Raw genomic sequence first — 21,317 nt, forward strand, 5'->3', positions numbered from 1 at the left:
TTGGGATCAAATGTATTTACCAAAATGAAAATGGAGGTGTGTTATGAAATTTCTTTTTAGGGAATGTAAAAGGCCTTTAAACGCGTTTAGTGCTGCAAATACATACATGGATTGCTTAGTGCAAACTAAAACGTATATACAGCTCCTATTACTAATCTTATTTTGTATTGCTACAGTATATTTACCTTTCCCTTCATTTACGCTTAAGTATATAAATAATATAGATATACTGCTGCAATACATAATTAAAGCACTATATTTTTCATTTCCTATCACGTTTGTATTTCTACTTATAATGTGGGATCAAAGATATTTATTTTCTAAAAAAATCACTTTCCATCAGCTGAAAATATCTTTCTTCACTGCTTTCATTATTTACATTATAATGTTGTTGTTTTTGTCTGTACTAATATCTTTTACAACATTCAATGGAACATCTAACCCCATTGAAAATGAAGGGATGACCAATATGTTCCTTAAAACGCCTGGTATTGCAATTCAATTAATTGGTGAGAACATTATGTTTGTATCTATATTATTCTTTTGGCACAAAATCATACGTTCCTTCATAATAAGTCCTATTACTTCAATTACAACCTCTTTAATTTTGTCTGGAAGCTTATTTGGACTACTCCATCTTTCTACATATAATTATAATTGGGTGCAATGTTTAACTATCATCGGTTTACCAGCTATCGCTCAAATGATTTTCTTTCTAATATTTAAAAATATTCATATGGGATATATGCTTCACTTCAATTACAATTTAATCATCATACTTTTTAACTACATAGTTTCTAATTAAACTATTTTATAAATAAAAATAAAAGAAAAGGTACCCCTGATGCAAGGTACCTTTTCCAAGGGGTATAACTCATTACCTAAGCGATCGTTGATCAAAAAACGCTTAGACTCTTACATGAGTTATAATTTTATTATACATTGATTATTACAAAAATATTATTAATGGTGAAATTAACTTTAATTATTTTTAAATTTAAAAGCTGTCACCTTAATAATAAAGTTCTCCAATAGAGCATTCATACTTAAACAGACTAGATTAATAGTAATTAAAAACTTCATACAAACCACACATTAACTCCACTACTAGCACAAACTATAATTGTATAATTTAAATAGTATTTTTCATAGTAAACATTAAAACATACTAATATTATGTAATACGGAAGTTACACTACATTAGAAGAAAACAAATAAGGGAGAGAAGATACTATGACGAGATTTGCAAATCACAACGTAGATAACACGATTTTAGAAGAGGATGTAGAGCTTTTAAAAGTTATGGCACACCCAATGCGTTTAAAACTGATCAGTGAGCTTTCTAAACATAAAACACTAAATGTAACCCAAATGACCGAAATTTTAAACATTCCACAATCAACTGTATCCCAACACTTATCTAAAATGAGAGGGAAGGTTTTAAAGGGGAATCGTCAGGGGTTAGAAATTTACTACAGCATTAAAAATCCAAAAGCTGAAGAAATTATGGGATTATTAGGTCCAATACAATAATCTTTCATTTCTATTAATTACCAATATCACATAATACAAGTAAAATAACCTTGGAACATATATTATATGGAAAGATAGAACATTAAAAAAATTTTTATTTATATCTATCAAGAGAGAGTTTTTATATACAATTAAAGTAGAATTCAAACTATGTATTTTTTACATAATAAAATCAGATTTAAAGCAAACAACAAATAGTATTTAAATGCCTAACCTAAACTAAGGGAAAGAATAAAAGTTCAGCAATTTTGCATTGCTGAACTTTTATTCCTTATTCTTTCCTATTCTGCCTAAACTATCTTTAATAGTTGTTTCCCCAAGTTGAGTGTATAACAAAGCTGTATCTTGACTGGTATGCCCAAGCTGCTGCATGACTTGTAATGAGTCTTTTTCTTCCATATATAATTTATTTGCCAATGTGTGTCTTAATTTATGAGGAGACATTTTTTTGCCATAGGCCTTAGTATATTTTTCTACTATATCTTGGATAGCTCTAACCGAAAGAGACTGTGCAGTATGTTTATACTTCGATAAAAACACATTTTTTAATTCTTTTCCTGGAGCATATTTGTTATCTCTAATTTCCATATACTTTTCAAGGTCGTTCAATGCAATTGGTGTAATCCATACAGAATCTTCCTTGTTTCCTTTTCGGATTACATCAATTAATCTTTCTTTTAAGTTTATATCGTCCATACGAAGATCGGCCAATTCACTTACACGAATACCACTACCAAGAAAAAGGGAAAGGATAGCTACATCACGATCTTTATCTCTTAGGAAATAGAACAACTGATGTTTTGTTAAAGATTTTTCATGTTCGTACTTCACGTAATTCAAAAATTCTTGATCGTCATCATTATGAAATATCTTAGATCTCATACGTTTTGCACGAGCATTTAATGTTTCTTTATCTTTATGTATTTCAATCTTAGCCATTACATTTCTATAGAAATAACATTCTCCATCATCATTCTCTGATAGGGCGGTAAGGTACTTAAATAAAGACTTTAAGGCTGAAATTTTTCTGTTAACAGAGGAATTCTGCATGTTTTGTTGCAGTTTTAGAAACCTCATAAAGTTCTCAACATCTTTTTTCTTTAAATTCTCCAAATCAGAGAAGGATATGTCTTTAATGGGCTTAAAATCAATAATTTGTTCGGATAATAGCCAATTAAAGAAGACTCTAAAATCATATACATAATTCAGTAGGGTGGAGGGAGAGGCATCATGCAATTCTTTGTACTCCACAAATTCTTCTATGTAAAAGGGCATTTCATTTAGATTCTCGTATAATTTTTTACGATGTACGGATTTTTGACGTTGCTTGCTGTAATCCATAAAAATCACCTCATATATACTATAACAGAAAAAGGATACGAACACAAGTTCGCGTTAAATTCAATTTTTACACGAACTTATTTACATAATTTAATTATGAAATACTAAAATTCACTCGAAATTGAATGGGAAAGTGTAGTTATTCTAATAAAAGTTATAGATAACCAAGTGATAAATTCATATTTGACGATAAAAATTATATATGTATATAAAATTAAACGATTTTCAAATATAAATTCTAACAAAATGAATACATGAACACAGTTTAAAATTCGTTATAAAATGTGAATTGGTCAATTTAATCAAGGTTAATCAGGAGTTAGATAGATCAACACAAAAAAAGCTCTTATAAATTAAAATGTAATTCACTATAAAAATTGTTTATGAGTAATTCAGCATTTGATTATTCTTATATAAAATATAAATTATATGGCTCATACCAATATACTAGGATTCATGCATTTGAGCTTGAAATCCCTAGATACTGTATTTGATTTTTATATAATCGCATTATTGTGCGTAAAATTGGTATTTCGTGCGAAGTTGTGCAGTTTATGCTTTTTCACCCCTCTTTCAATTCTTTTATGTTCAATCCAACAGAATGCATTGTTCACTTTTCATCAGTTAGTAATATTTTTTAGTCCCAGATCCATCTGCTTTTATATATCATTTTTGATTGTGCGGTTACTAATAGAGTACGATCAGCATAAAAAACACATTAAGATAAATTTATGACAAAACAGCTAAGTTAATCCTTTAGGGCTAACTCGGCTGTATTATACTCAAAACTAAGCTGTTTGTAATATCAAAAGAGATTGTTTCTTTTAGTGCTTTTTACGTCAAAAATGTTCTTTATTGCTCTTATTTTATGTAAAAGTTGAGCCTAATTTAATTCTAATACAGAATTGAAAATATAACTTTGAAATTCTCTTATATGTCTCAATAAGATAAGAGTTCTTTTTATTTTGAGACGGAATCCCTCTAATTTTTACAACTTCTGATAAGATTTCTTATGTAAACAAGGTTTTTGGGAAATATACCGTCATATCAACGCTTTCGGCACTTTCGAATACTTCCATTTACAATACCTTTTATACATCGTTGATTTTACGCTATTTCCTGCATAAACTTCACTTTGTTAACTATCGATATTTTTGTGCGCTTTTCATGTGAAGACTGGTATTTTATTCAATAAAAAGTAGGCTTACCCACTTAATATCAAACGATTAAATCCACCTCCAACGGTTAGATGTGCCCTAAAAATTAGAGGTGGATGTAGTTTATTTTATAAAACAGCTTTTAAGAATCTAATTCAAAGAGTTTACCGCAACTTGGAATTGTCCTGTAGATCCATCATCATTTGAAACGTAAATTTTATATGTTCCCACTGGTAATGGAGATAACGCATTCCGCACATTTGTAACATTAACTTTTTGTTCTCCCGGTTTTATATAACCACCAATGATTGGTTCTTTATTTGGACCTTTTACGCTATATCCCATTTTATTTTGACCATTATTTTTTATAAATAAGCTTAAATCTGTACTCCCCGTATATACAAAAGAGGTTACAGCCTCTCCAGTATAATCCAGTGTTTGAGTTAATAATAAGTCTGTAGGAACATGTTTAATGACATTGATTGCATCATTTGATTTCTGTACTTCTTCAGCATATGCACTATTCCCTAACATGCCAAATGTTAATGCTGAAATTACTCCACAACTAACTATTAATTTATTTAACTTCATTTTAAGTTCCCCCTTGATGTTTGTATTACACTAACATCATACATTCTTTTTAACAGGAGATTTTATGTAATGATTCATATCTTTTAAATTATATATATTAACGTTTTATTTTGGTCATTATTGAGAAGGATTATTAGGTTAGTACTTTCTTATAAATGATATAAACATTCTTATTTTGATAAAGGACATTCCTGTTTCTCATTCCATATAGATATGATTTATCAAGTTATTTTAGATAAACCATGTACTTAATAATCGTATGGATAGCAAATCGTACTTTCAAAAAGAAATATTTAATTGTTTTCGGCGCATCTTCTCGAAAATTTCTCAACTAATACATTCACATAGGTAAAAATCACAGGGGTATTTTTACAAAAATAAAAAGACCTTGTAAATCACAAAGTCTTTTTTCTTACACAAAATTTATAACTTGTACATTAGTATTACTTAAATTCCTTCACCAGGCTCTCCTCCATTATGTCTATGCTTCTTCTAGTTTTGGAGTAGGTGTGTCTTCTACGTTATAAAATAGTCCAAACATTCCATATTGTTACTACATATACTATAAAATGTTTGGACTATTTTATATAAATTAAAACTTACAGTTAGGAAGGTTTAATATGGCAGAATGTACAGGTTTAGCTTGTTTTTTATTCTCTTCGTGGCCATTAGGAACAGTTGTTACAATTACCACTAAATCAGGACAAATTATTGGACCGGCCACTTTTTCACTTTTCTTCCCGAATATTTGTGCGGTTGTATTAGTTGAAGAAGATGTGATAACCCCCTCTTCTACCAATACTATATTCATAAGTTGTGAAGATATTGAAAGTGTTACTTTAACCACCCCTTAAGATGATTCGCATTCGATCCATAGTAAAGACATTCTAATGAATGTCTTTTTTCATGAAAAAATCTAATCAATATACCCCCAAAAGTATTATTCTATTGTATCTATCATTCCAATAACTGGCTTTAATTTACTTTTTATTTTCCTTCTAAAGGTTACTTGTCTACACAACATTCTACATACTTTCATATGATATAGTATATTGTTCAAAGGAGGGATAAATTTGTTCTTATGCAATTTATTTCGTTGTTCAGGTGGAGCATGTCATATTTTTAAATATTTACCACCTGGTGAAGTTGTTACTGTGACTGGTAAATCTGGAAATATTATTGGACCCGCTATTTTTACAAATTTTGATCCTAATAATTGTATAGTCACATTAGAAGAGGAAAATTCAGTTACTCCTCCTACTACAAGTATCACTAAAATCAGTTGTAAAGAAATAGAAAGTGTTACGTTTATCATATAAAATATTTTAAACCTAAAGCAGGGATTGAAATATGAAACTATTATACATTACTTCTGGTTACTCAAAAATTTACCATTATCTTGATCAAAGCATACAGAGTACACTTATCGATCAAAATTTTGAATGGTTAGCAGTACAGCCATGGGAATTGATAGAGAAATTGGATTTCATTACGGCAACGTTTCATCCTGATATTGTTTTCACCTTACTAGGTAATCATATACCACAAAAAGCAATTCAATATTTAAAAAATAGGAACATTAAATTAGCTGTATGGTTAACTGAGGACCCATTTTATATAGATACTTCTCTTCTTCAATTAAATAACTTTGATTTTATATTTACTATTGATAGCGAAGCACTTAAATATTATACAAGTTTAGGATATACCAATGTATATCACTTACCATTAGCAACTAATATAGATATATTTAAACCTGGTCTAAAAAATTCAACATATAAAAGCGAAGTATTGTTCATTGGATATCCTTATCCAACCCGAGTAAAATTGATACAGTTTCTATTGGAAAAAACCCCTTATCACTATACAATAATTGGTCAACATTGGAGAAATAAGTTATTTAAAAAATGGCGGAATCACCGAAGAATTAAGATTATAGAAGAATGGATTCCACCTCAAGAAGTTGCATTCTATTATAATAACGCTAGTCTTATATTAAATCCTCATCGTAGTTATCTATTTCCACAGAATAAAAATAGAGTAAAAAGTAATACCATTAATAATCGTACGTTTGATATCGCAGCTTGCCAAGGCTTTCAAATTATTGAAGAAAAATCTGACCTTTCATCTTTCTTCAATAAAGATGAAATTATATCCTATAACAGCTTTGATGACTGTTTAAATAAAATATCTTTTCATTTAAATGATACGATTCTCAAGGGATTAATGGTCGAAAAAATTCATACAAAAGTAATTACACAGCATACTTTTCATGAGAGAATCAATTTTATAACGGCTATTTTACAATCACAACTTCATTAAGTTAGTGAACTACTCACCACTTAGCAGACGCTTGAAGTGGGAGCTTCTTGGGAAATAAGTGCTTTTTACTAGCCATTTATGTTTACCAAGCTAATAGGGTAGTCCCTCCCCTTAAAAATAGTATCTGTACGTTGGGCACATCTAGGCTACTTACTCTGCTTGATTTTCGCATATTTCAGTAGCGTAGGACGATAGAACGTTGAAGACTTTACGTTGTAGACGAATTTCCTACAACAACCTTATATCTTCAGTTCTAAAAGAGCAATCTGTACAAGTATATGATAGCAAATATGTTGCTTACGCCAACCGAAATGCATCTCCCGCCTGCCGTTGGGCTATCGCCTTGCACACGCTTGAGGAAGGAAAATTCTATCGGGAAGAGCGGTTAAATTAAAAATATCTTTTCTTCTATAATCATTCTGAATAAATTAAAATGCCTTTTCAATTTCTTGAATAGGCATTTTAATTTATTCAACGAATCCCTAGTAGTATCTAATTGTACTCTATCAAATAAGATCCCACGAAACAGGCGTTCCTTTTTCAATATCCTTATTCGCTTTCTTTCCGATAATTTTGGATAGGTGTTTTGGTAATAAGCCATTACCTGGTCTAATAGCTTTAATATTTTCAATCGTGAAAACTTCTCCCGCTTTTATGTTTTCTACAACATATAATGACCTTCTAAATTTCAAAGAATCTTTTTCTAAATCAGTAGGTCCATAATATACATTCCCTAAAGATTCCCATGCTTTTTCAGTTTCCCTTACTAATAATTTAAATTCAGCAGGTTCCATTGAAAATTCAGCGTCAACTCCTCCGTCAGACCTCGAAAGCGTTAAATGTTTCTCAATTACTGTTGCTCCCAAAGCAACACTTGCTACAGATACTCCTACCCCAAGTGTATGATCAGACAAACCTACTTCACATTTAAATAACTCCTTCATATGAGGTATGGTAGCTATATTTGTAGATTTTGGAGATGCAGGATACGTACTTGTACATTTTAATAGAATTAATTCTTTACATCCCTCTTCTCTCGCAGCTCTTACTGTTTCATCTAATTCAGCAATCGAAGCCATACCTGTCGAAATGATTATTGGTTTTCCTGTCGCTGCTACTTTACGTATGAGGGGAATATCAGTATTTTCAAAAGATGCGATTTTATAACAAGAAACATTCAATGATTCTAGAAAATCTACAGCAGTTTCATCAAATGGCGTACTAAATGGTATCATTCCTAATTCTGTACAGCGATCAAAAATTGGTTTATGCCACTCCCATGGTGTATATGCTTCTTTATATAAATGATAAAGTGATTTACCTTTCCATAAGCTTTTCGTATCCTGAATTAAAAAGTCACCAGTTTCTATATTTAAAGTCATTGTATCAGGTGTATATGTTTGAATTTTGAATCCTTGTGCTCCAGCCACTGCAGCTGCCTCTACAATTTGTAGTGCTCTATCTAATGATTGATTATGATTGCCCGACATTTCTGCGATAATAAATGGCGGCGAGTTATGGCCAATCTCTCTATCGCTAATATATATATTACTCATATTTTTCACCTTCAAGTTCTTTTTTTATTGCTTCTTTCCTTTCCATCCATTGTTCATGCAACAGGGTCATTGTAATGACGTCGATATATTTATTATCCCTGAAAATATGGTTCACATATCTTCCATCTTCTTGGAAGCCGAGTTTCTGATGAAAGTTTAAACTAATACGATTTGATTCTAATATTTCTGCACATACCTTTTGTATGCCATTTGTTTCAAAAATAAAGTCTAATGCTACTATACCTAATACAGTTCCAGCACGCCTTACGCTTTGTTTGTCACCTATATAAAATCCCCAATAACAAGTTCGATTCATTTTATTTATCTTTGTAAAATTAATAAACCCAATAGGTTTTTCTTTATATATCAATATTCTTGCAATCTTTGTGTCATCAAACTTTAGTCTTTCAAACCAGTTAAAGTGTTCGTCTATTGTTATTTTATGATTTTCGTACATAATAGAACGAATTTCTTCTGTATTCCTCCACTTTAAAATAAGATTTAAATCTTTCTTTTCTATACATTTCAAATGGAAATCTTCAATATTTAACATACTATCCTCCTAAAATAATTTTTGCTATTTCATCCGAATTACTGGCACACTTTATGGCAAGAGCTTTATTAGACATTTCTCTCACTTTATCTGAATCTGTTAAAAGTTTGTTTAGACATTTCGTGATGGTTTCATCTGAAACACTTTCAGCTGTACCGATATTCCATGTAGCTCCAGCCTCTGCCACAGCTTTGGTTACTTCTATTTGATTTTGTGCAGTTGTAATTGTTATAGAAGGTAATCCAAGAAAACAGCGCTCCCATGTTGTTGTGCCCCCAGCTCCTATCCCTAAATCCGCTCGTATCATAAACTCTTCCATATTCTCTATTTGACAATAAAATGAAACGTTTGAAATGCTCCTGCAATAAGATTGAATATCTTTTTTATGAGGATTTTGGCTTCCTACAACCACATCTATTTTTAAAGTACCACTATTTATATTTTGTATAGCCCTTAACGTTTTTAATGTCTCATTTGTTACATCGTGTCCACCAAAAAATATAAAAATATGTTCAACAGCACCCGTTCTTTTTCGTAAAAATTTCTTAGCAGAATGGAACTCTGGCCGTAATATGGCATATTTAGGTCCTAATTTTATTAAAGAGTGCTCTGGTATTAATTCTTTATAGCGTTCATTAAGACTTTCGTATAGATTTTGATCTAATAACAATTCACAATCATGTACTCGATCTGCAAGATCGTCAATTACCATAATCTTTTTTACAGTTTTTTTAAAAACAGTCTCCCACTTTTTATCTAACCCATAATGATCAACTATTAACCAATCAAATTGGGGGAGTTGAGACAAAATGTCATTGGTTTGTTGTGCATCAACAAACCAATGACGTTTTAGCCAATTTAAATAACTACCATATACTGCATTTGAGTATTCAGTATTTTCATCATTTGTATCTAATAAAAATACGTGGAATCCCTTACTTAAAATATATTGCTGAAGATCACCTTGTAGCTTACGACAAATGAAATAAATTTGCGCACCTTTATTCTGTAACTCCTGAGCGAGTGTTAAACAACGCATAATATGGCCGGTCCCTATTTCAATAGATGCATCAGCGCGAAAGACAATTTTTTTCTCATCCAAGTTACTCCCTCCTCGTTAAAAGTAATACAATTTATTGATTTATAATTTTGTTTCTCTATTTAGCTCATCTACTAATGATTGTTGATTTGCCCATTTCAATTTCACATGACTATTGATTCGAATGAGTTCAGGGTTTCGAAGGATGTAATCTTTTATTTGGTGAAAATATATAGGTTTGGTTTTTACATTAAGATTTTTATAAAGTTCATTGAACAAATCTAAATCTGGTTGTTCATCTAATGTTAACCTCCAAGAAGGATAACAAAATGAAGGAGGGAGTTTTACTATATTGACCCGGAATAAATGAGGGTTATTTGTAAAATAAAATGGAAGGTATTCTGTATAGGTTAAGGTTTTCGGGGTTTGTAGCAATCGTTCGATTGCTTCTAATGTGAAAATATCGCCTGCTGTTCCGACAGGTAACGTACTTAGCTGTGCTTGTGTATAATCTGCTCCACTTTTCAAATGTTGCTCTAGTAAATAATTATTGATTTCTGGTGATACAACTGGGCAATCTCCTGTAATCCGCATAACAATGTTTGCATTTTCTTGTTTTGCAGCTTGGAGTATGCGATCTGCGGTATTTTCTGGATCACCTCTGAAAATTTTAACCTTCCCACCTAGATCGAATTTTTCTAAAGGATCATCTTGTGCTACATCTGAAGTAGCAAGTATGACTTGGTGTCCCCCAGGAATAGCTAATGCATTTATAAGACAGCGTTCAATAGAAGGGATTCCATGTATTGGCAATATTGCTTTTAAAGGCAACCTAGTAGATTTTAATCGACAAAGTACAATAATTACTACTTTAGGAGGTTCAATAACCTCTTTCGTTAATGGAGTTCCTGCTTGCAAATTATATAAAGCTACTTGAGGTAATAATTCCTCAAACTGAAGCTGGTTCAGTGCATTTTCAACGATACCTAGTTCCATATCAACTTTATTAGCTGTAATGATTTCTCCTTTTTTTATATCAACTTTTGTTACTGCTCTTAACAACTTTTTGTTTCGCAATTCTAATAACACCCCTTTCATTTAATGTTTAGCAACTCTATAAAACGAAAGAACTTTTCTTACTGCTTTTATTACATCCCCTACATCAACTTTTGTCATTTTAGGAAATAGAGGAAGTGTAATAATTTCCTCATATAAATTTTCGGCTTGTGGACAAAGGCCTTTTCTATAACCCAAATTTTGATAAAACGGTTGTAAATGTACTGGTATATAGTGCACATTCACACCAATATTTTCTTTTTGTAATGCCTCATAAATTTCTTTTCGATTACCCTTTAATAATTTAGTATTTAACCGAATGATATAAAGGTGCCAACTTGAGTGGGTTTGGGGCAATTGCTTTGGTATGATGATTTCAGGTAAACTATTAAATTCTTTATTATAAATGTCTACATATTTCTTTCTAATCTTAATAAAAGAATCTAATTTACTTAACTGTGATAAGCCAAGAGCAGCTTGTATATCGGTCATTCTGTAGTTGTAGCCCAAGAATTGCATTTCATAATACCAAGGCCCATGATTTTCAAGAAGTTTTTGAGGATTTCTTTCAATTCCATGCGTACGAAATTGAACAAGCTTTTCATAAAACAGAGGATTATTTGTAGTAATTACTCCGCCCTCTCCTGTTGTAATATGTTTCACCGGATGGAAGCTAAACATTGTCATATCACCAATTGAACCAATTTTTTTATTTTTATATGTGGCTCCTAATGCGTGGGCTGCATCTTCAATGATAATTAAATCATTTTCTTCTGCTATTTTTTTTATTACATCTAACTCTACAGGCTGCCCAGTAAAGTGTACGGGAATGATGGCTTTTGTTTTGTTTGTAATCTTTTCTTCTATAGATTTAGTACTGATGTTATATGTTTCATAGTCTATATCAGCGAATATTGGCTTTCCACCCTGGTATAAAATACAATTTGCACTTGCTACAAATGTCATTGGAGTTGTAATTACTTCATCTCCCTCAATTATGCCAGCTGCATAGCAGGCAGCATGCAAAGCAGCTGTACCATTTGAAAAAGAAACAGCGTATTTTGCCCCAACATATTTTGCTATAGCCTCCTCAAACCGTTGAATCGTTGGTCCTGTCGTTAAAAAATCTCCTTTTAATATATCTACAACTGCCTGAATATCATGTTCATCAATTTGTTGTTGACCATATGGCAAATATATTTCTCTAACAGGCTTTCCCCCATGTATACCTAGAATTCCCCTGATCATTATTCTTTCCCCTCAGGGTTAATTTTTAAAGATTTAATCCACTCTTCCGTTTTAATAATTCCTTCTTCTAAAGAAACTTTCGGTTCCCAATTTAATATTGTTTTTGCTTTTTCATAGTTACATAATAACTTTTGAATTTCACTTTGTGGATGGATATGAGTTACATGTTTAATACTTAATTTATTTCTCGAAATCAATTCTGCTAATTTATTAATTGATATATCTTGTCCTGTTCCTGCGTTAATAATATGACCATTTGCTTTTGAAGAATATCCTGCTGTCACAACGAAATCTGCACAATCTTCAACGTATAAAAGGTCTCTCGTTTGTTTCCCATCTCCATAAATATTTAGTGGTACATTATCTAATTTATTATTTATAAAAATGGCAACAACCCCACCTTCACCTCCGGTTTTCTGGAATGGTCCGTACGTATTAAACGGACGAATAACCACAACTGGTAGTTTATAAGCATAATAGTAAGATAAAACCATGTTTTCAGCAGAAATTTTTGATCCAGCATATGGAGAAGCTGGTTTAATTGGGTCCAATTCTGATATTCCTTGTATTTTAGTAGCTTTATCATATACCATACAAGTACTCATAAAGACCATTTTGACATTATGCTTATGACATTGTTCTAATAAATTAAAAGTACCTATTGTATCGTTTTCAAAAGTCGTTCTGGCATCATCTATACTATCTTGAACATTAATACTTGCTGCTAAGTGATAACAAAGGTCAAATGAATGATCTTTAAATAATTGGTCCACCAATTTTTTATCTTTAATATCTCCTTGTATACATTGCTTCAAGTTTAAATCATGAACGAACTCGATAATATTTGCTGTAGTTGAATTCGTTAAATTGTCTAATATCCATACTTCATGCTTATCTTGCAATAATCGCTTTACAACCCACCTACCAATAAATCCTGCACCACCAGTTACTAATATTTTCATAATTTCTCCCCTCCTGCTAGTAGTTGCTGGTTTATAATCAAATTTCTAAGCTCTTCTTTTGAAATCGCATCTTGATGATCAGAGCGATAAAATCCTGGCTTCGCTCTATTGGCATTTTCATATTGAGCACCCTTTTTTAGTGGACTTGGTATGATAAACATATCCGGTAATTCAAAAGCCTGTAAAGATTCATCATGTGTCATAAGTTCTTCATACATTTTTTCACCAGGTTTTAATCCAATTTCTTCAATCTTAATACTATCCTTGGACAAACTATACAACTTTGTAACTTCTTCTATCATCACTTCACTTAAATCTTTTAATGAAATAACTGGCATTTTCAATATGAAGGTTTCACCGCCCTTTGCTATTTTCATTGCTTCAATGGTTAACATCGTTGCTTGTTTCAGTGTCATCATAAATCTGCTCATACTAAGATCAGTTACAGTTATTTTGTGATTTTCTTTAATTTGATTTTCAAATAAGGGAATAACAGAACCTCTCGATCCCATAACATTTCCGAAACGTACACTTGCAAATATTGTTTCACTAGATCCTTTTGAATATTCCGCTGATGTTATCAATCTTTCAGCTGTTAGTTTTGTTGCACCGTAATTATTTGTTGGTGAAATTGCTTTATCAGAGCTTGTGAAAATCACCTTTTTTACTTTCTGGGCAATTGCTGCTTTTATTACATTTTGTGTTCCAAAAATGTTGGTCAATACCGCTTCAAACGGATTATATTCACAAAATGAAACATGCTTCATCGCCGCAACATGGAACACATAATCAATATTTTCCATTGCGCTATATAGGCGATCATAATTTCGAATATCCCCAATTAAATAGCGAATATTTTGATTTTTACCCCTAAACTCTTCTTGTAATAAAAATTGATTATATTCACTTCTACTAAAAATTCTTATAACTTTTGGCTTTCCCTCTAAAACATTAGAAAGAATGCTTTTTCCAATTGTTCCTGTTCCACCAATAATTAAAACGTTTTTATTTTTAAAAAACATAGATATGAATACCTCCTCTTTTTAAAATACTGTTTATCCTTGTGCGCTTTGAATTAAGCCTTGCAACCTTTTGGTGCTTACTTCTTGTGGATAATTTTCACTAATAAATTGTTGTCTTAATTCTTTTGCTAGACTAGACTGCAAAGAATCGTTTAGGACTTTTTCAATTGTGCTCATCATATCTTCAATAGAGTGATTTACAAGCCAATCTAATTTATCATAATATTTATAATCTCTATCCTCTAATAACGATTTATAAACAACTACAGGTATATCTAATAACATTGCCTCTAACCCTACTGTTGAATTGGAAATAACCACTAGATTCGCATGCAAAATTACATCGTACATGTTCACTTCATTTGTTATATATTTAACATTAGGATATACGTTACTTAACCGAACATATTCTCCCACTAGGTTACGCCCTTTTTCCCAAGGATGAGGCTTTATAATAACTGTGATATTTTTGTCTTTCACTAATTTTTCTGTCAATTCGATATAAAATGAAGTTTTAAATGGCTGGGTTGCAATAAAAACCACTTTTGTAGAGGGGTCTATTTTTAATTGTTTAAAAAGATTCTTTTTATCCATATATAACCTATCGAAGATATCATCATATCTGGGATGCCCTATAATCTCAATTTGAGATTCACTGACCCCTTTTTGAAGGTACCAATCTCGTTCATATCTTCCATATACAACCTGTTTTGTAGCGAAAACTGGAAAGTATGCTTCTTCACCCATTATCGCACCATGCTGAAGACAATAACTCGGTATCCCTTCACTTTTAGATAGAAAAGTAAGAGCTCTGCTTGCTATATCCTCCGTTGTGCCAACAATCACACCAGAAATAACTTGTTCTTTAAAAATGAAATATGCCATATTAAGTTTCTCAATCATAATAGGTAGGTCGCTGAGTAATTTTTTTTGAAAAAACATGTTTGAAAATAGTGGATGTTTATTAAACTTTGAATAGATTTTTTTAGCCTTTTCGATGAAAACATGTGCAGTATTAGGGGCTTTATTTATATAATCTGGTGCACAAATTGTAGGAAGACCATAAAGTTCTGTCTTTTTTGATCTAGTTAATATCTTTGTATGATTTGGATTAAAGTGAGTAAAATTACTTACTGAAAAACGGAGATAATCTGAATTCAGGAGAATCACTCCATTTTGATTTATTCTTTTTATCTTTGATTGAAATGAAGACATTCTTTTTTCAAACTCTAACTGCAACTGTGTTTCCTCTATAGGTTCAATTGACAGTTGTTTATAAAAATCTTTTTCTTTCATTTTATTTTTTACATCTTCGTCCAAATATTGATAGAAATTACTCAGTAATGGTAAAGCAACATTATAATGCTTTAATTCTGAAAAAATGTTTATATATTCTAGATTTAATAACCAATAATTTTTCAAATAGATGTCACTCAACATTTCACCCTCTTTTTTTTCTTAAGTCTTCTCTTAATTCTTTACATGTTCTTTGTGGTGGTAATAATTGTACAAATTCATTTTTTTCTTCCGCAAATAACTGCGCATGGATTGAATGTGAAGTTATATAATTGATATCTAAAACCTCATCTAAAGGATGAAAATCCCAATAATGATTTAATCTCCAAAAAAAGCGTGCATCTCCAATACGATAAAACTGAGGATCTTCATCCCAGTAAGAACTCCACCTTTTTTCAAGAATCGGCAAAACAGATGCTCTATGCATTATAGAACAATGATCAATTGCGCATGGTGCATTATTAGTAACTTTTTTTGCAGGCCTTTCAACAGTTTTGATAGGTAAATCTGACTCATCTAGATGAATCGTTTTTGATGCAGAATAAATAATTTGAACATCTTTATTCTCATCAAGATAACTAGACATCATTTTAAGTCGCTCTTTTTCGTATTGATTATCATCTGTAATATAAGTAATATACTCCCCTTTTGCATGTTTAAGTGCCTCGTTAATTAAAGCAGCATATCTGACTTTTTTTGTTCGTTCAGAAATATGGGCTACATTACTTTTATAAAAGTGTACATTTTTCTTGTTTATGAATGGTTGAATCACTTTCTGAGTCATTTCGTTAGAATCATCATCCATAATAAAAAGTTCAAAATCTTGGAAAGTTTGGTTTAATACACTTAATATCGATTTCCCTACAAATGTGGGCTTATTATAACTCGTCATAATAACTGTAATTTTAGGCAAATTTTACTCTCCTCCTTATCATTAAATAGAAAACAGTTACGTTATTATATAAAGAGAAAGGACGAACCGTTCCGATAATTTAAAAAAAGATTTATATATGTAATAAAATGATAAAGTAGCTATTTTATTTGTCCATACATCTTTTTTATAATCCGCTATAGTCTATACCTTATCTATGAACAAGTAATAAACTATTTAAGTACAAAAAATAAAATATCAATAGATAGAAACAACTAACTCCAAAGATTCAATTAATATCCACCTGAAAATATTAAGCTATTCAAAATTCTTACAAGAGGTGACCACTTTGAAACCCCTGATTTCAATTATCCTCACTAGCTATAATAAACCTTCTTTAATTAATCAAGTTATTGAAAGTGTTCAGATGCAAACTTTTAAAGAATGGGAACTTTTTATTATGGATGATAACTCTTATCCAGATACTATAAATATCATAAAAAAGTATTTAGATGACCCTCGAATTTATTATAAGAATAGTTTTATACAAAGTAATGAAAGGTATAAAACCACAAGATATGCAACGCTCATTAATGAGGCGCTTCCATTAACATGCGGAGATTATATTTGCTATTTAACCGATGATACTATGTACGTTCCAAATAGATTAGCTGAAATGTTATCTTTCTTACAAAAAAGTCCTGAAATAGATGTGGTGTATTCTTCTCAGCACGTAAAATGTGTTGATTATAATCTACAACCTACTCATGAATATGTAAGGAAAGCCTCGGAAATTTTATATACAGCTGCAAATGTTGTGGATCACTGTTCAGTTATGCATACAAGAAGAATCTTATTAAAGGTTTATCAAAAATACAGTAATTATTGGGAGACCGATCCACTATATTGGTTTAACGGAGATGCTATGTTTTGGAAACGTCTAAATACATTCCAACCTTTCTATCCTATTAACAAAGTGCTCGATATTACTTTCAAAACACCTTTTTCCTTCCAAAATCTATATGCCAATATACCATCTAAAGATTTAAATGGTATATTGCTTAGAAGTTCACTAGGTGACGTATTTTTAGTTGATAATTATAAACGTAGGCCCCTATCAAAAGAAATGCTTTCTTACTTCAAGTATAATGAAAATCAAATCGTTCTAATTCCCGAACCATTTATTTACAAATACACAGAAGGTCCCCCTATAACTCTTACAGAACTAATTCCAAATTTACGTGTTGTAAAAAATGAAAAAGGAGAACTATTTTATATAGAGAATAATCAGAAACGTCCATTTATTAACACTACAGCATTTCGCAAATTTAAATTCTCAGTTCAAGAAATTATTAAAGTTTCGCAACGTAGTTTAGATGAATTTTCAGATGGACCACCTATTCATCCGAATTTATCTAATTACACGATTCTACCTGAAGGGAAAGTATTTATCTATCATCATAATTATTTCATTATGACAGATCACATGCTTCACCCAATAGATAAAAACATGTTACAAAAACTGTATCTGTTAAAGAACTGTATACCAATTTCAAAAACCAGCTTATCCTATTTTAAAATTGGTCCTCCTATTTCATCATATCCATCTCACTTAGCTGAAGAGTACCAAAAAGACTAACAAACGAGATTGTGCCAAGAAGGACTATCCCCATGCCCATCAACTTAAGACAAGTAAATACCCCAAAACAAAAAAATGAGCTGTTTTCTCAAAATATCTACCTGTAGAGAAAGAAAGTTTTCATTTAGGGGGTACTTCAAAACCTTAGCTTGCTAGTAGGGGTCACCATCTATCAATATTAGTAATGCAGATAACATCATCCTATCGATTGAACTACCCCCACTTTCACTTCGTTTAGAAGTGAGGGATTCCTAAGTAAAGAGTTCTAACGAACTCTAATTGATTAGGCTAGCTCCACAGTCCTTGTGGTTAGAAGCCTTATCGCTTCATTCTTTAGATTAATACTTGCGTTAATATCCCTATCATGGTGTGTACGACAAGAAGGGCAGTCCCATTTACGTAGGTTTAGATTTTTAACGTCTTTGTTTTGATATCCACAACAAGAACATAATTGGCTGGAAGCAAATGTTTTCGATACGACAATGACTTGTTTGCCATACCATTTTGCTTTGTATTCTAACATGGATCGAAATTGCGACCATGATACTTCACTAATGGCTTTTGCTAACTTATGATTCTTTAACATATTCGATACTTGCAAATCCTCTATACCGATAACATCGTGGTTTTTGATGATTTCAGTTGAGACTTTGTCCAAGTAATCTTTTCTAGCATTCGTCATGTATTCATGAATTCTAGCTACTTTTACTCGCTGTTTATTCCAGCGAGAAGATCCTTTTATTCTTCTAGAAAGAACACGCTGCGCTTTCGCCAACTTCTCTTCTAATGACCGAAAAAACTTCGGATTTTTATAGGTTGTTCCATCTGACAAAATGGCGAAATCTTTTAATCCTACATCCATTCCGATGTAAGATTGTGTTTTTGGAAGTTCTTGCACTTCTGTTTCAACTAACAATGACACAAAGTATCTGCCAGAAGGGTTCCGTCTAACTGTAGCATTTACAATACGTCCCTTTACTTCGCGACTCTTGGCAAATCGAACAAGACCTAGTTTCGGCAACTTTATCTTTTTTCCTACAATGGCAATGTTTTCATTTGTTTGTTTTGTGGTGTAAGATTGTACGTTGTTTTTCTTAGATTTGAAACGCGGGGCACTAGTTTGTTTTTTGAAAAAGCGTGTATAAGCATCCGCAAGGTTGCGAACAGACGACTGAATCGCAATACTATCCACTTCTTTGAGCCAAACAAACTCTTTCTTCATGGCAGGAAGTTTGGCAGAGCATGTACCATATGTCAATCCTTTCCCTGTCTCTTTGTATGCGTTATCCCATAGAGATAGGAAATGATTGAATACAAAACGAGAACAGCCAATCATTTTATTAATTAGGGTTGCTTGTGTTTTATTTGGATAGATACGAAATTTATATGCTTTATTGATCATCATTCGTTTCACCCCCATTTCGATATGTGTCTATTATATAACAAACGTACATTCGATAGGTAGTGAAGTAACAGTTTATGTATGTCCAACAAGTAAGATGGCTTCCTACCATCCCTTGTCCGAAGCCAATTCATCTCCCACCTACTCACTTCGCGTTCCTTGAGGAAGGAGTCTTCTTGGCTAAAATGATAAAAACCAAGCATACCTTCAGCAAACGCAACTGGATCATCCCAATAAACATCGATTATCTCCATGAATTCACTAAAAGCAGTACTAGTCATTAGCTTCAGCTTCCTTTTGTTTACGTCTGCGCTCCGCTATCTTCATAAGTGACTCTTTCCAGTCTTCTGTATTCTGGTTAGTTTCACCATCAACTTTAATAGCAGCGATTTCTTTCTTGAGTTTCTCAATTCGTAGTTTTTGTTCTTCTGTATTAGCTAACCTATCGTATTTTTCAATAAGATTTACTAATGTTGACATTGCTTTCGATTGAGCATTTAAGAAACTAGCTTGCTTATCCCAGGCGAATTGAATTTCCCATTCTTCCTCAAATCCGCTTTCGGTCAGCTTTTTCTTTCGCAGTTCCTTTGTCATGTCCTCTTTATCCCTAACAAACATGATACGTTGAGCATGAATGATTTGAGTGTACTGCAACATAATACTATCCCAAATGATTGATAATGAATCATTGTTAACTGCTTCTTTTAATTCTTCTTTCAGATCATATAATTCTTGTGGTAAGTACTTTCTATACAAACCATGAGTAGCAGCATTACCATTACGCAGCGGAGCAAAACCACCAGAATTACCAGCAGCATTTTTATTGCCCTTTTTAGCTCCACCACGGTTGTTTACAGCATTCTTATTTCCTTTGGGTGCTCCTAGTTTCTTTTTGGAGTACTCCGCATCTTTCTTTGGAGTACTCCGTTCAGTTTTATGGAGTACTCCATTAAATTTGTCTATCCATTCATCTTTGGATTTCCATCCTCCAACCGTTTTTTCATTTACAGCTTTCTCGGATGTAGACAGCAATTCAGCAATTTTACGATTAGTAATATCACCGCTATGTTCTTTAAATATTTCATACGCTTTGTTACGGTCTGGACTTCGTTGTCTGGCCATAATTACATAACACCTGCCCCCTTATCCAATTGTTTGCACTTCCTTCTCTAAACACTCAATGCATATATGAGCATTATCCGTATTTGCTTCACGAATATATGTTTTATCAAAATGAGTAATTGTTAATGGCATTTTTAATGTCCACATGCAAGGTTCATTACAAACAGAGCATGTAGGAACATTTACACTTTCTTCTTCCACTTACACCGCCTCACGCTAATTACTTTGTATTTTATTGTGAATCCATTAATTTAAATGTAATATTATAAGTGACCTATACTAAAAGGAGCTGATACATATGTGGAAAAAAATCAATAATTACAAGTATCATTTAAAAGATTTGAAATCTATGATCTGGATATTCCTCATCATTGGGCTAATATACGCTTGTGAATTTTTCTATGGACTAATGTTCCATCAAGAATTTCATTGGACTAAATTAGTATTGATAACAATTATGCTTATAGGATTTTTAGATATAAAAAAGAAAATTAGAAACAATGATTATAGAACAGATTGAATTAACAAACACTCTTGAATTCATTTTCGAATCTTACTTATATAAATCATTGTCAGGAGAATCTGCAGGTTTGCAGGTTCTTTTTTA

At 31.8% G+C, this 21,317-nt stretch carries 22 protein-coding genes; 7 read left to right on the forward strand and 15 right to left on the reverse strand.

The features are described 5' to 3' along the window. Positions 1 to 43 precede the first annotated feature (43 nt). Positions 44 to 805 carry a hypothetical protein gene (locus tag MKX77_RS26975; RefSeq protein ID WP_341308279.1) on the forward strand — a complete coding sequence of 254 codons (762 nt, stop codon included), beginning with the start codon at positions 44 to 46 and terminating at the stop codon, positions 803 to 805. A gap of 428 nt (positions 806 to 1,233) precedes the next feature. Then, the gene (locus MKX77_RS26980) at positions 1,234 to 1,533 is read left to right on the forward strand and encodes an ArsR/SmtB family transcription factor (RefSeq protein WP_002161875.1); all 300 of its coding nucleotides are present in this window, start codon (positions 1,234 to 1,236) and stop codon (positions 1,531 to 1,533) included. A 264-nt stretch (positions 1,534 to 1,797) separates the two neighbouring features. On the opposite strand, the gene xerS is transcribed toward MKX77_RS26980, so the two are convergent. Together xerS and MKX77_RS26990 are read right to left on the reverse strand one after the other, a co-directional pair. Continuing rightward, positions 1,798 to 2,874 (reverse strand): tyrosine recombinase XerS, encoded by a 1,077-nt coding sequence (xerS, locus tag MKX77_RS26985; protein ID WP_341308280.1) that lies wholly within the window; start codon positions 2,872 to 2,874, stop codon positions 1,798 to 1,800. Between the two features lie 1,307 nt (positions 2,875 to 4,181). Beyond that, complete coding sequence (locus MKX77_RS26990; RefSeq protein WP_341308281.1) at positions 4,182 to 4,622, reverse strand: hypothetical protein; 441 nt, start codon at positions 4,620 to 4,622, stop codon at positions 4,182 to 4,184. Between the two features lie 620 nt (positions 4,623 to 5,242). On the opposite strand from MKX77_RS26990, the gene MKX77_RS26995 reads away from it, so the two are divergent. From MKX77_RS26995 to MKX77_RS27005, 3 genes are all read left to right on the forward strand, one after another. Further along, on the forward strand, positions 5,243 to 5,476 hold the full coding sequence (locus tag MKX77_RS26995; protein ID WP_113769904.1) for a CGEA protein: 234 nt from the start codon (positions 5,243 to 5,245) through the stop codon (positions 5,474 to 5,476). Between the two features lie 219 nt (positions 5,477 to 5,695). Then, on the forward strand, positions 5,696 to 5,941 hold the full coding sequence (locus MKX77_RS27000) for a CGEA protein (protein WP_341308282.1): 246 nt from the start codon (positions 5,696 to 5,698) through the stop codon (positions 5,939 to 5,941). A 31-nt stretch (positions 5,942 to 5,972) separates the two neighbouring features. Continuing rightward, positions 5,973 to 6,944: a CgeB family protein gene (locus MKX77_RS27005; protein ID WP_341308283.1), complete on the forward strand. Its 972-nt coding sequence runs from the start codon at positions 5,973 to 5,975 to the stop codon at positions 6,942 to 6,944. 506 nt (positions 6,945 to 7,450) lie between these two features. On the opposite strand, the gene pseI is transcribed toward MKX77_RS27005, so the two are convergent. The 9 genes from pseI to MKX77_RS27050 are packed head-to-tail and all read right to left on the reverse strand — an operon-like array spanning position 7,451 to position 16,589. Next, complete coding sequence (gene pseI, locus MKX77_RS27010; RefSeq protein WP_341308284.1) at positions 7,451 to 8,500, reverse strand: pseudaminic acid synthase; 1,050 nt, start codon at positions 8,498 to 8,500, stop codon at positions 7,451 to 7,453. Next, complete coding sequence (pseH, locus tag MKX77_RS27015; protein ID WP_341308285.1) at positions 8,493 to 9,053, reverse strand: UDP-4-amino-4,6-dideoxy-N-acetyl-beta-L-altrosamine N-acetyltransferase; 561 nt, start codon at positions 9,051 to 9,053, stop codon at positions 8,493 to 8,495. Before pseH ends, pseI begins: the two co-directional genes overlap by 8 nt. 1 nt (position 9,054) lies before the next feature. After that, a complete protein-coding gene (pseG, locus tag MKX77_RS27020; RefSeq protein ID WP_341308286.1) occupies positions 9,055 to 10,155 on the reverse strand; it encodes a UDP-2,4-diacetamido-2,4,6-trideoxy-beta-L-altropyranose hydrolase in 1,101 nt (366 codons plus the stop codon). Between the two features lie 39 nt (positions 10,156 to 10,194). Further along, on the reverse strand, positions 10,195 to 11,190 hold the full coding sequence (locus MKX77_RS27025; protein ID WP_341308287.1) for a cytidylyltransferase domain-containing protein: 996 nt from the start codon (positions 11,188 to 11,190) through the stop codon (positions 10,195 to 10,197). Beyond that, a complete protein-coding gene (gene pseC / locus MKX77_RS27030) occupies positions 11,191 to 12,396 on the reverse strand; it encodes a UDP-4-amino-4,6-dideoxy-N-acetyl-beta-L-altrosamine transaminase (RefSeq protein ID WP_341308288.1) in 1,206 nt (401 codons plus the stop codon). It abuts the gene before it with no gap. After that, positions 12,396 to 13,358, reverse strand: coding sequence for a dTDP-glucose 4,6-dehydratase (locus tag MKX77_RS27035; protein WP_341308289.1), 963 nt, complete (start codon positions 13,356 to 13,358; stop codon positions 12,396 to 12,398). Before MKX77_RS27035 ends, pseC begins: the two co-directional genes overlap by 1 nt. Then, the gene (locus MKX77_RS27040) at positions 13,355 to 14,380 is read right to left on the reverse strand and encodes an SDR family NAD(P)-dependent oxidoreductase (protein ID WP_002191469.1); all 1,026 of its coding nucleotides are present in this window, start codon (positions 14,378 to 14,380) and stop codon (positions 13,355 to 13,357) included. Before MKX77_RS27040 ends, MKX77_RS27035 begins: the two co-directional genes overlap by 4 nt. A 33-nt stretch (positions 14,381 to 14,413) precedes the next feature. Then, a complete protein-coding gene (locus MKX77_RS27045; protein ID WP_341308561.1) occupies positions 14,414 to 15,817 on the reverse strand; it encodes a CDP-glycerol glycerophosphotransferase family protein in 1,404 nt (467 codons plus the stop codon). Between the two features lie 4 nt (positions 15,818 to 15,821). Next, positions 15,822 to 16,589 (reverse strand): glycosyltransferase family 2 protein, encoded by a 768-nt coding sequence (locus tag MKX77_RS27050; protein ID WP_341308290.1) that lies wholly within the window; start codon positions 16,587 to 16,589, stop codon positions 15,822 to 15,824. A gap of 307 nt (positions 16,590 to 16,896) precedes the next feature. On the opposite strand from MKX77_RS27050, the gene MKX77_RS27055 reads away from it, so the two are divergent. Further along, positions 16,897 to 18,186 (forward strand): glycosyltransferase family 2 protein, encoded by a 1,290-nt coding sequence (locus tag MKX77_RS27055; RefSeq protein ID WP_341308291.1) that lies wholly within the window; start codon positions 16,897 to 16,899, stop codon positions 18,184 to 18,186. Positions 18,187 to 18,469: 283 nt separating this feature from the next. On the opposite strand, the gene tnpB is transcribed toward MKX77_RS27055, so the two are convergent. From tnpB to MKX77_RS27075, 4 genes are read right to left on the reverse strand one after another with little or no spacing between them, the layout of a single operon-like run. Next, positions 18,470 to 19,591: an IS200/IS605 family element RNA-guided endonuclease TnpB gene (gene tnpB, locus MKX77_RS27060; RefSeq protein WP_341308292.1), complete on the reverse strand. Its 1,122-nt coding sequence runs from the start codon at positions 19,589 to 19,591 to the stop codon at positions 18,470 to 18,472. 5 nt (positions 19,592 to 19,596) lie between these two features. Next, positions 19,597 to 19,869 carry a hypothetical protein gene (locus MKX77_RS27065; RefSeq protein WP_341308293.1) on the reverse strand — a complete coding sequence of 91 codons (273 nt, stop codon included), beginning with the start codon at positions 19,867 to 19,869 and terminating at the stop codon, positions 19,597 to 19,599. After that, positions 19,862 to 20,710 carry a phage terminase small subunit gene (gene terS / locus MKX77_RS27070; RefSeq protein WP_341308294.1) on the reverse strand — a complete coding sequence of 283 codons (849 nt, stop codon included), beginning with the start codon at positions 20,708 to 20,710 and terminating at the stop codon, positions 19,862 to 19,864. The genes MKX77_RS27065 and terS overlap by 8 nt, the downstream gene beginning before the upstream one ends. Before the next feature lie 21 nt (positions 20,711 to 20,731). After that, positions 20,732 to 20,911: a hypothetical protein gene (locus MKX77_RS27075; protein ID WP_341308295.1), complete on the reverse strand. Its 180-nt coding sequence runs from the start codon at positions 20,909 to 20,911 to the stop codon at positions 20,732 to 20,734. Between the two features lie 97 nt (positions 20,912 to 21,008). Here MKX77_RS27075 and MKX77_RS27080 point away from each other — a divergent pair, with 97 nt between their 5' ends. Then, complete coding sequence (locus MKX77_RS27080) at positions 21,009 to 21,230, forward strand: hypothetical protein (RefSeq protein ID WP_227495985.1); 222 nt, start codon at positions 21,009 to 21,011, stop codon at positions 21,228 to 21,230. Positions 21,231 to 21,317 lie beyond the last annotated feature (87 nt).

The sequence above is a fragment of the Bacillus sp. FSL R9-9410 genome (genome assembly GCF_038050385.1).
GTDB classification, from domain to species: Bacteria; Bacillota; Bacilli; order Bacillales; family Bacillaceae_G; genus Bacillus_A; species Bacillus_A cereus_U.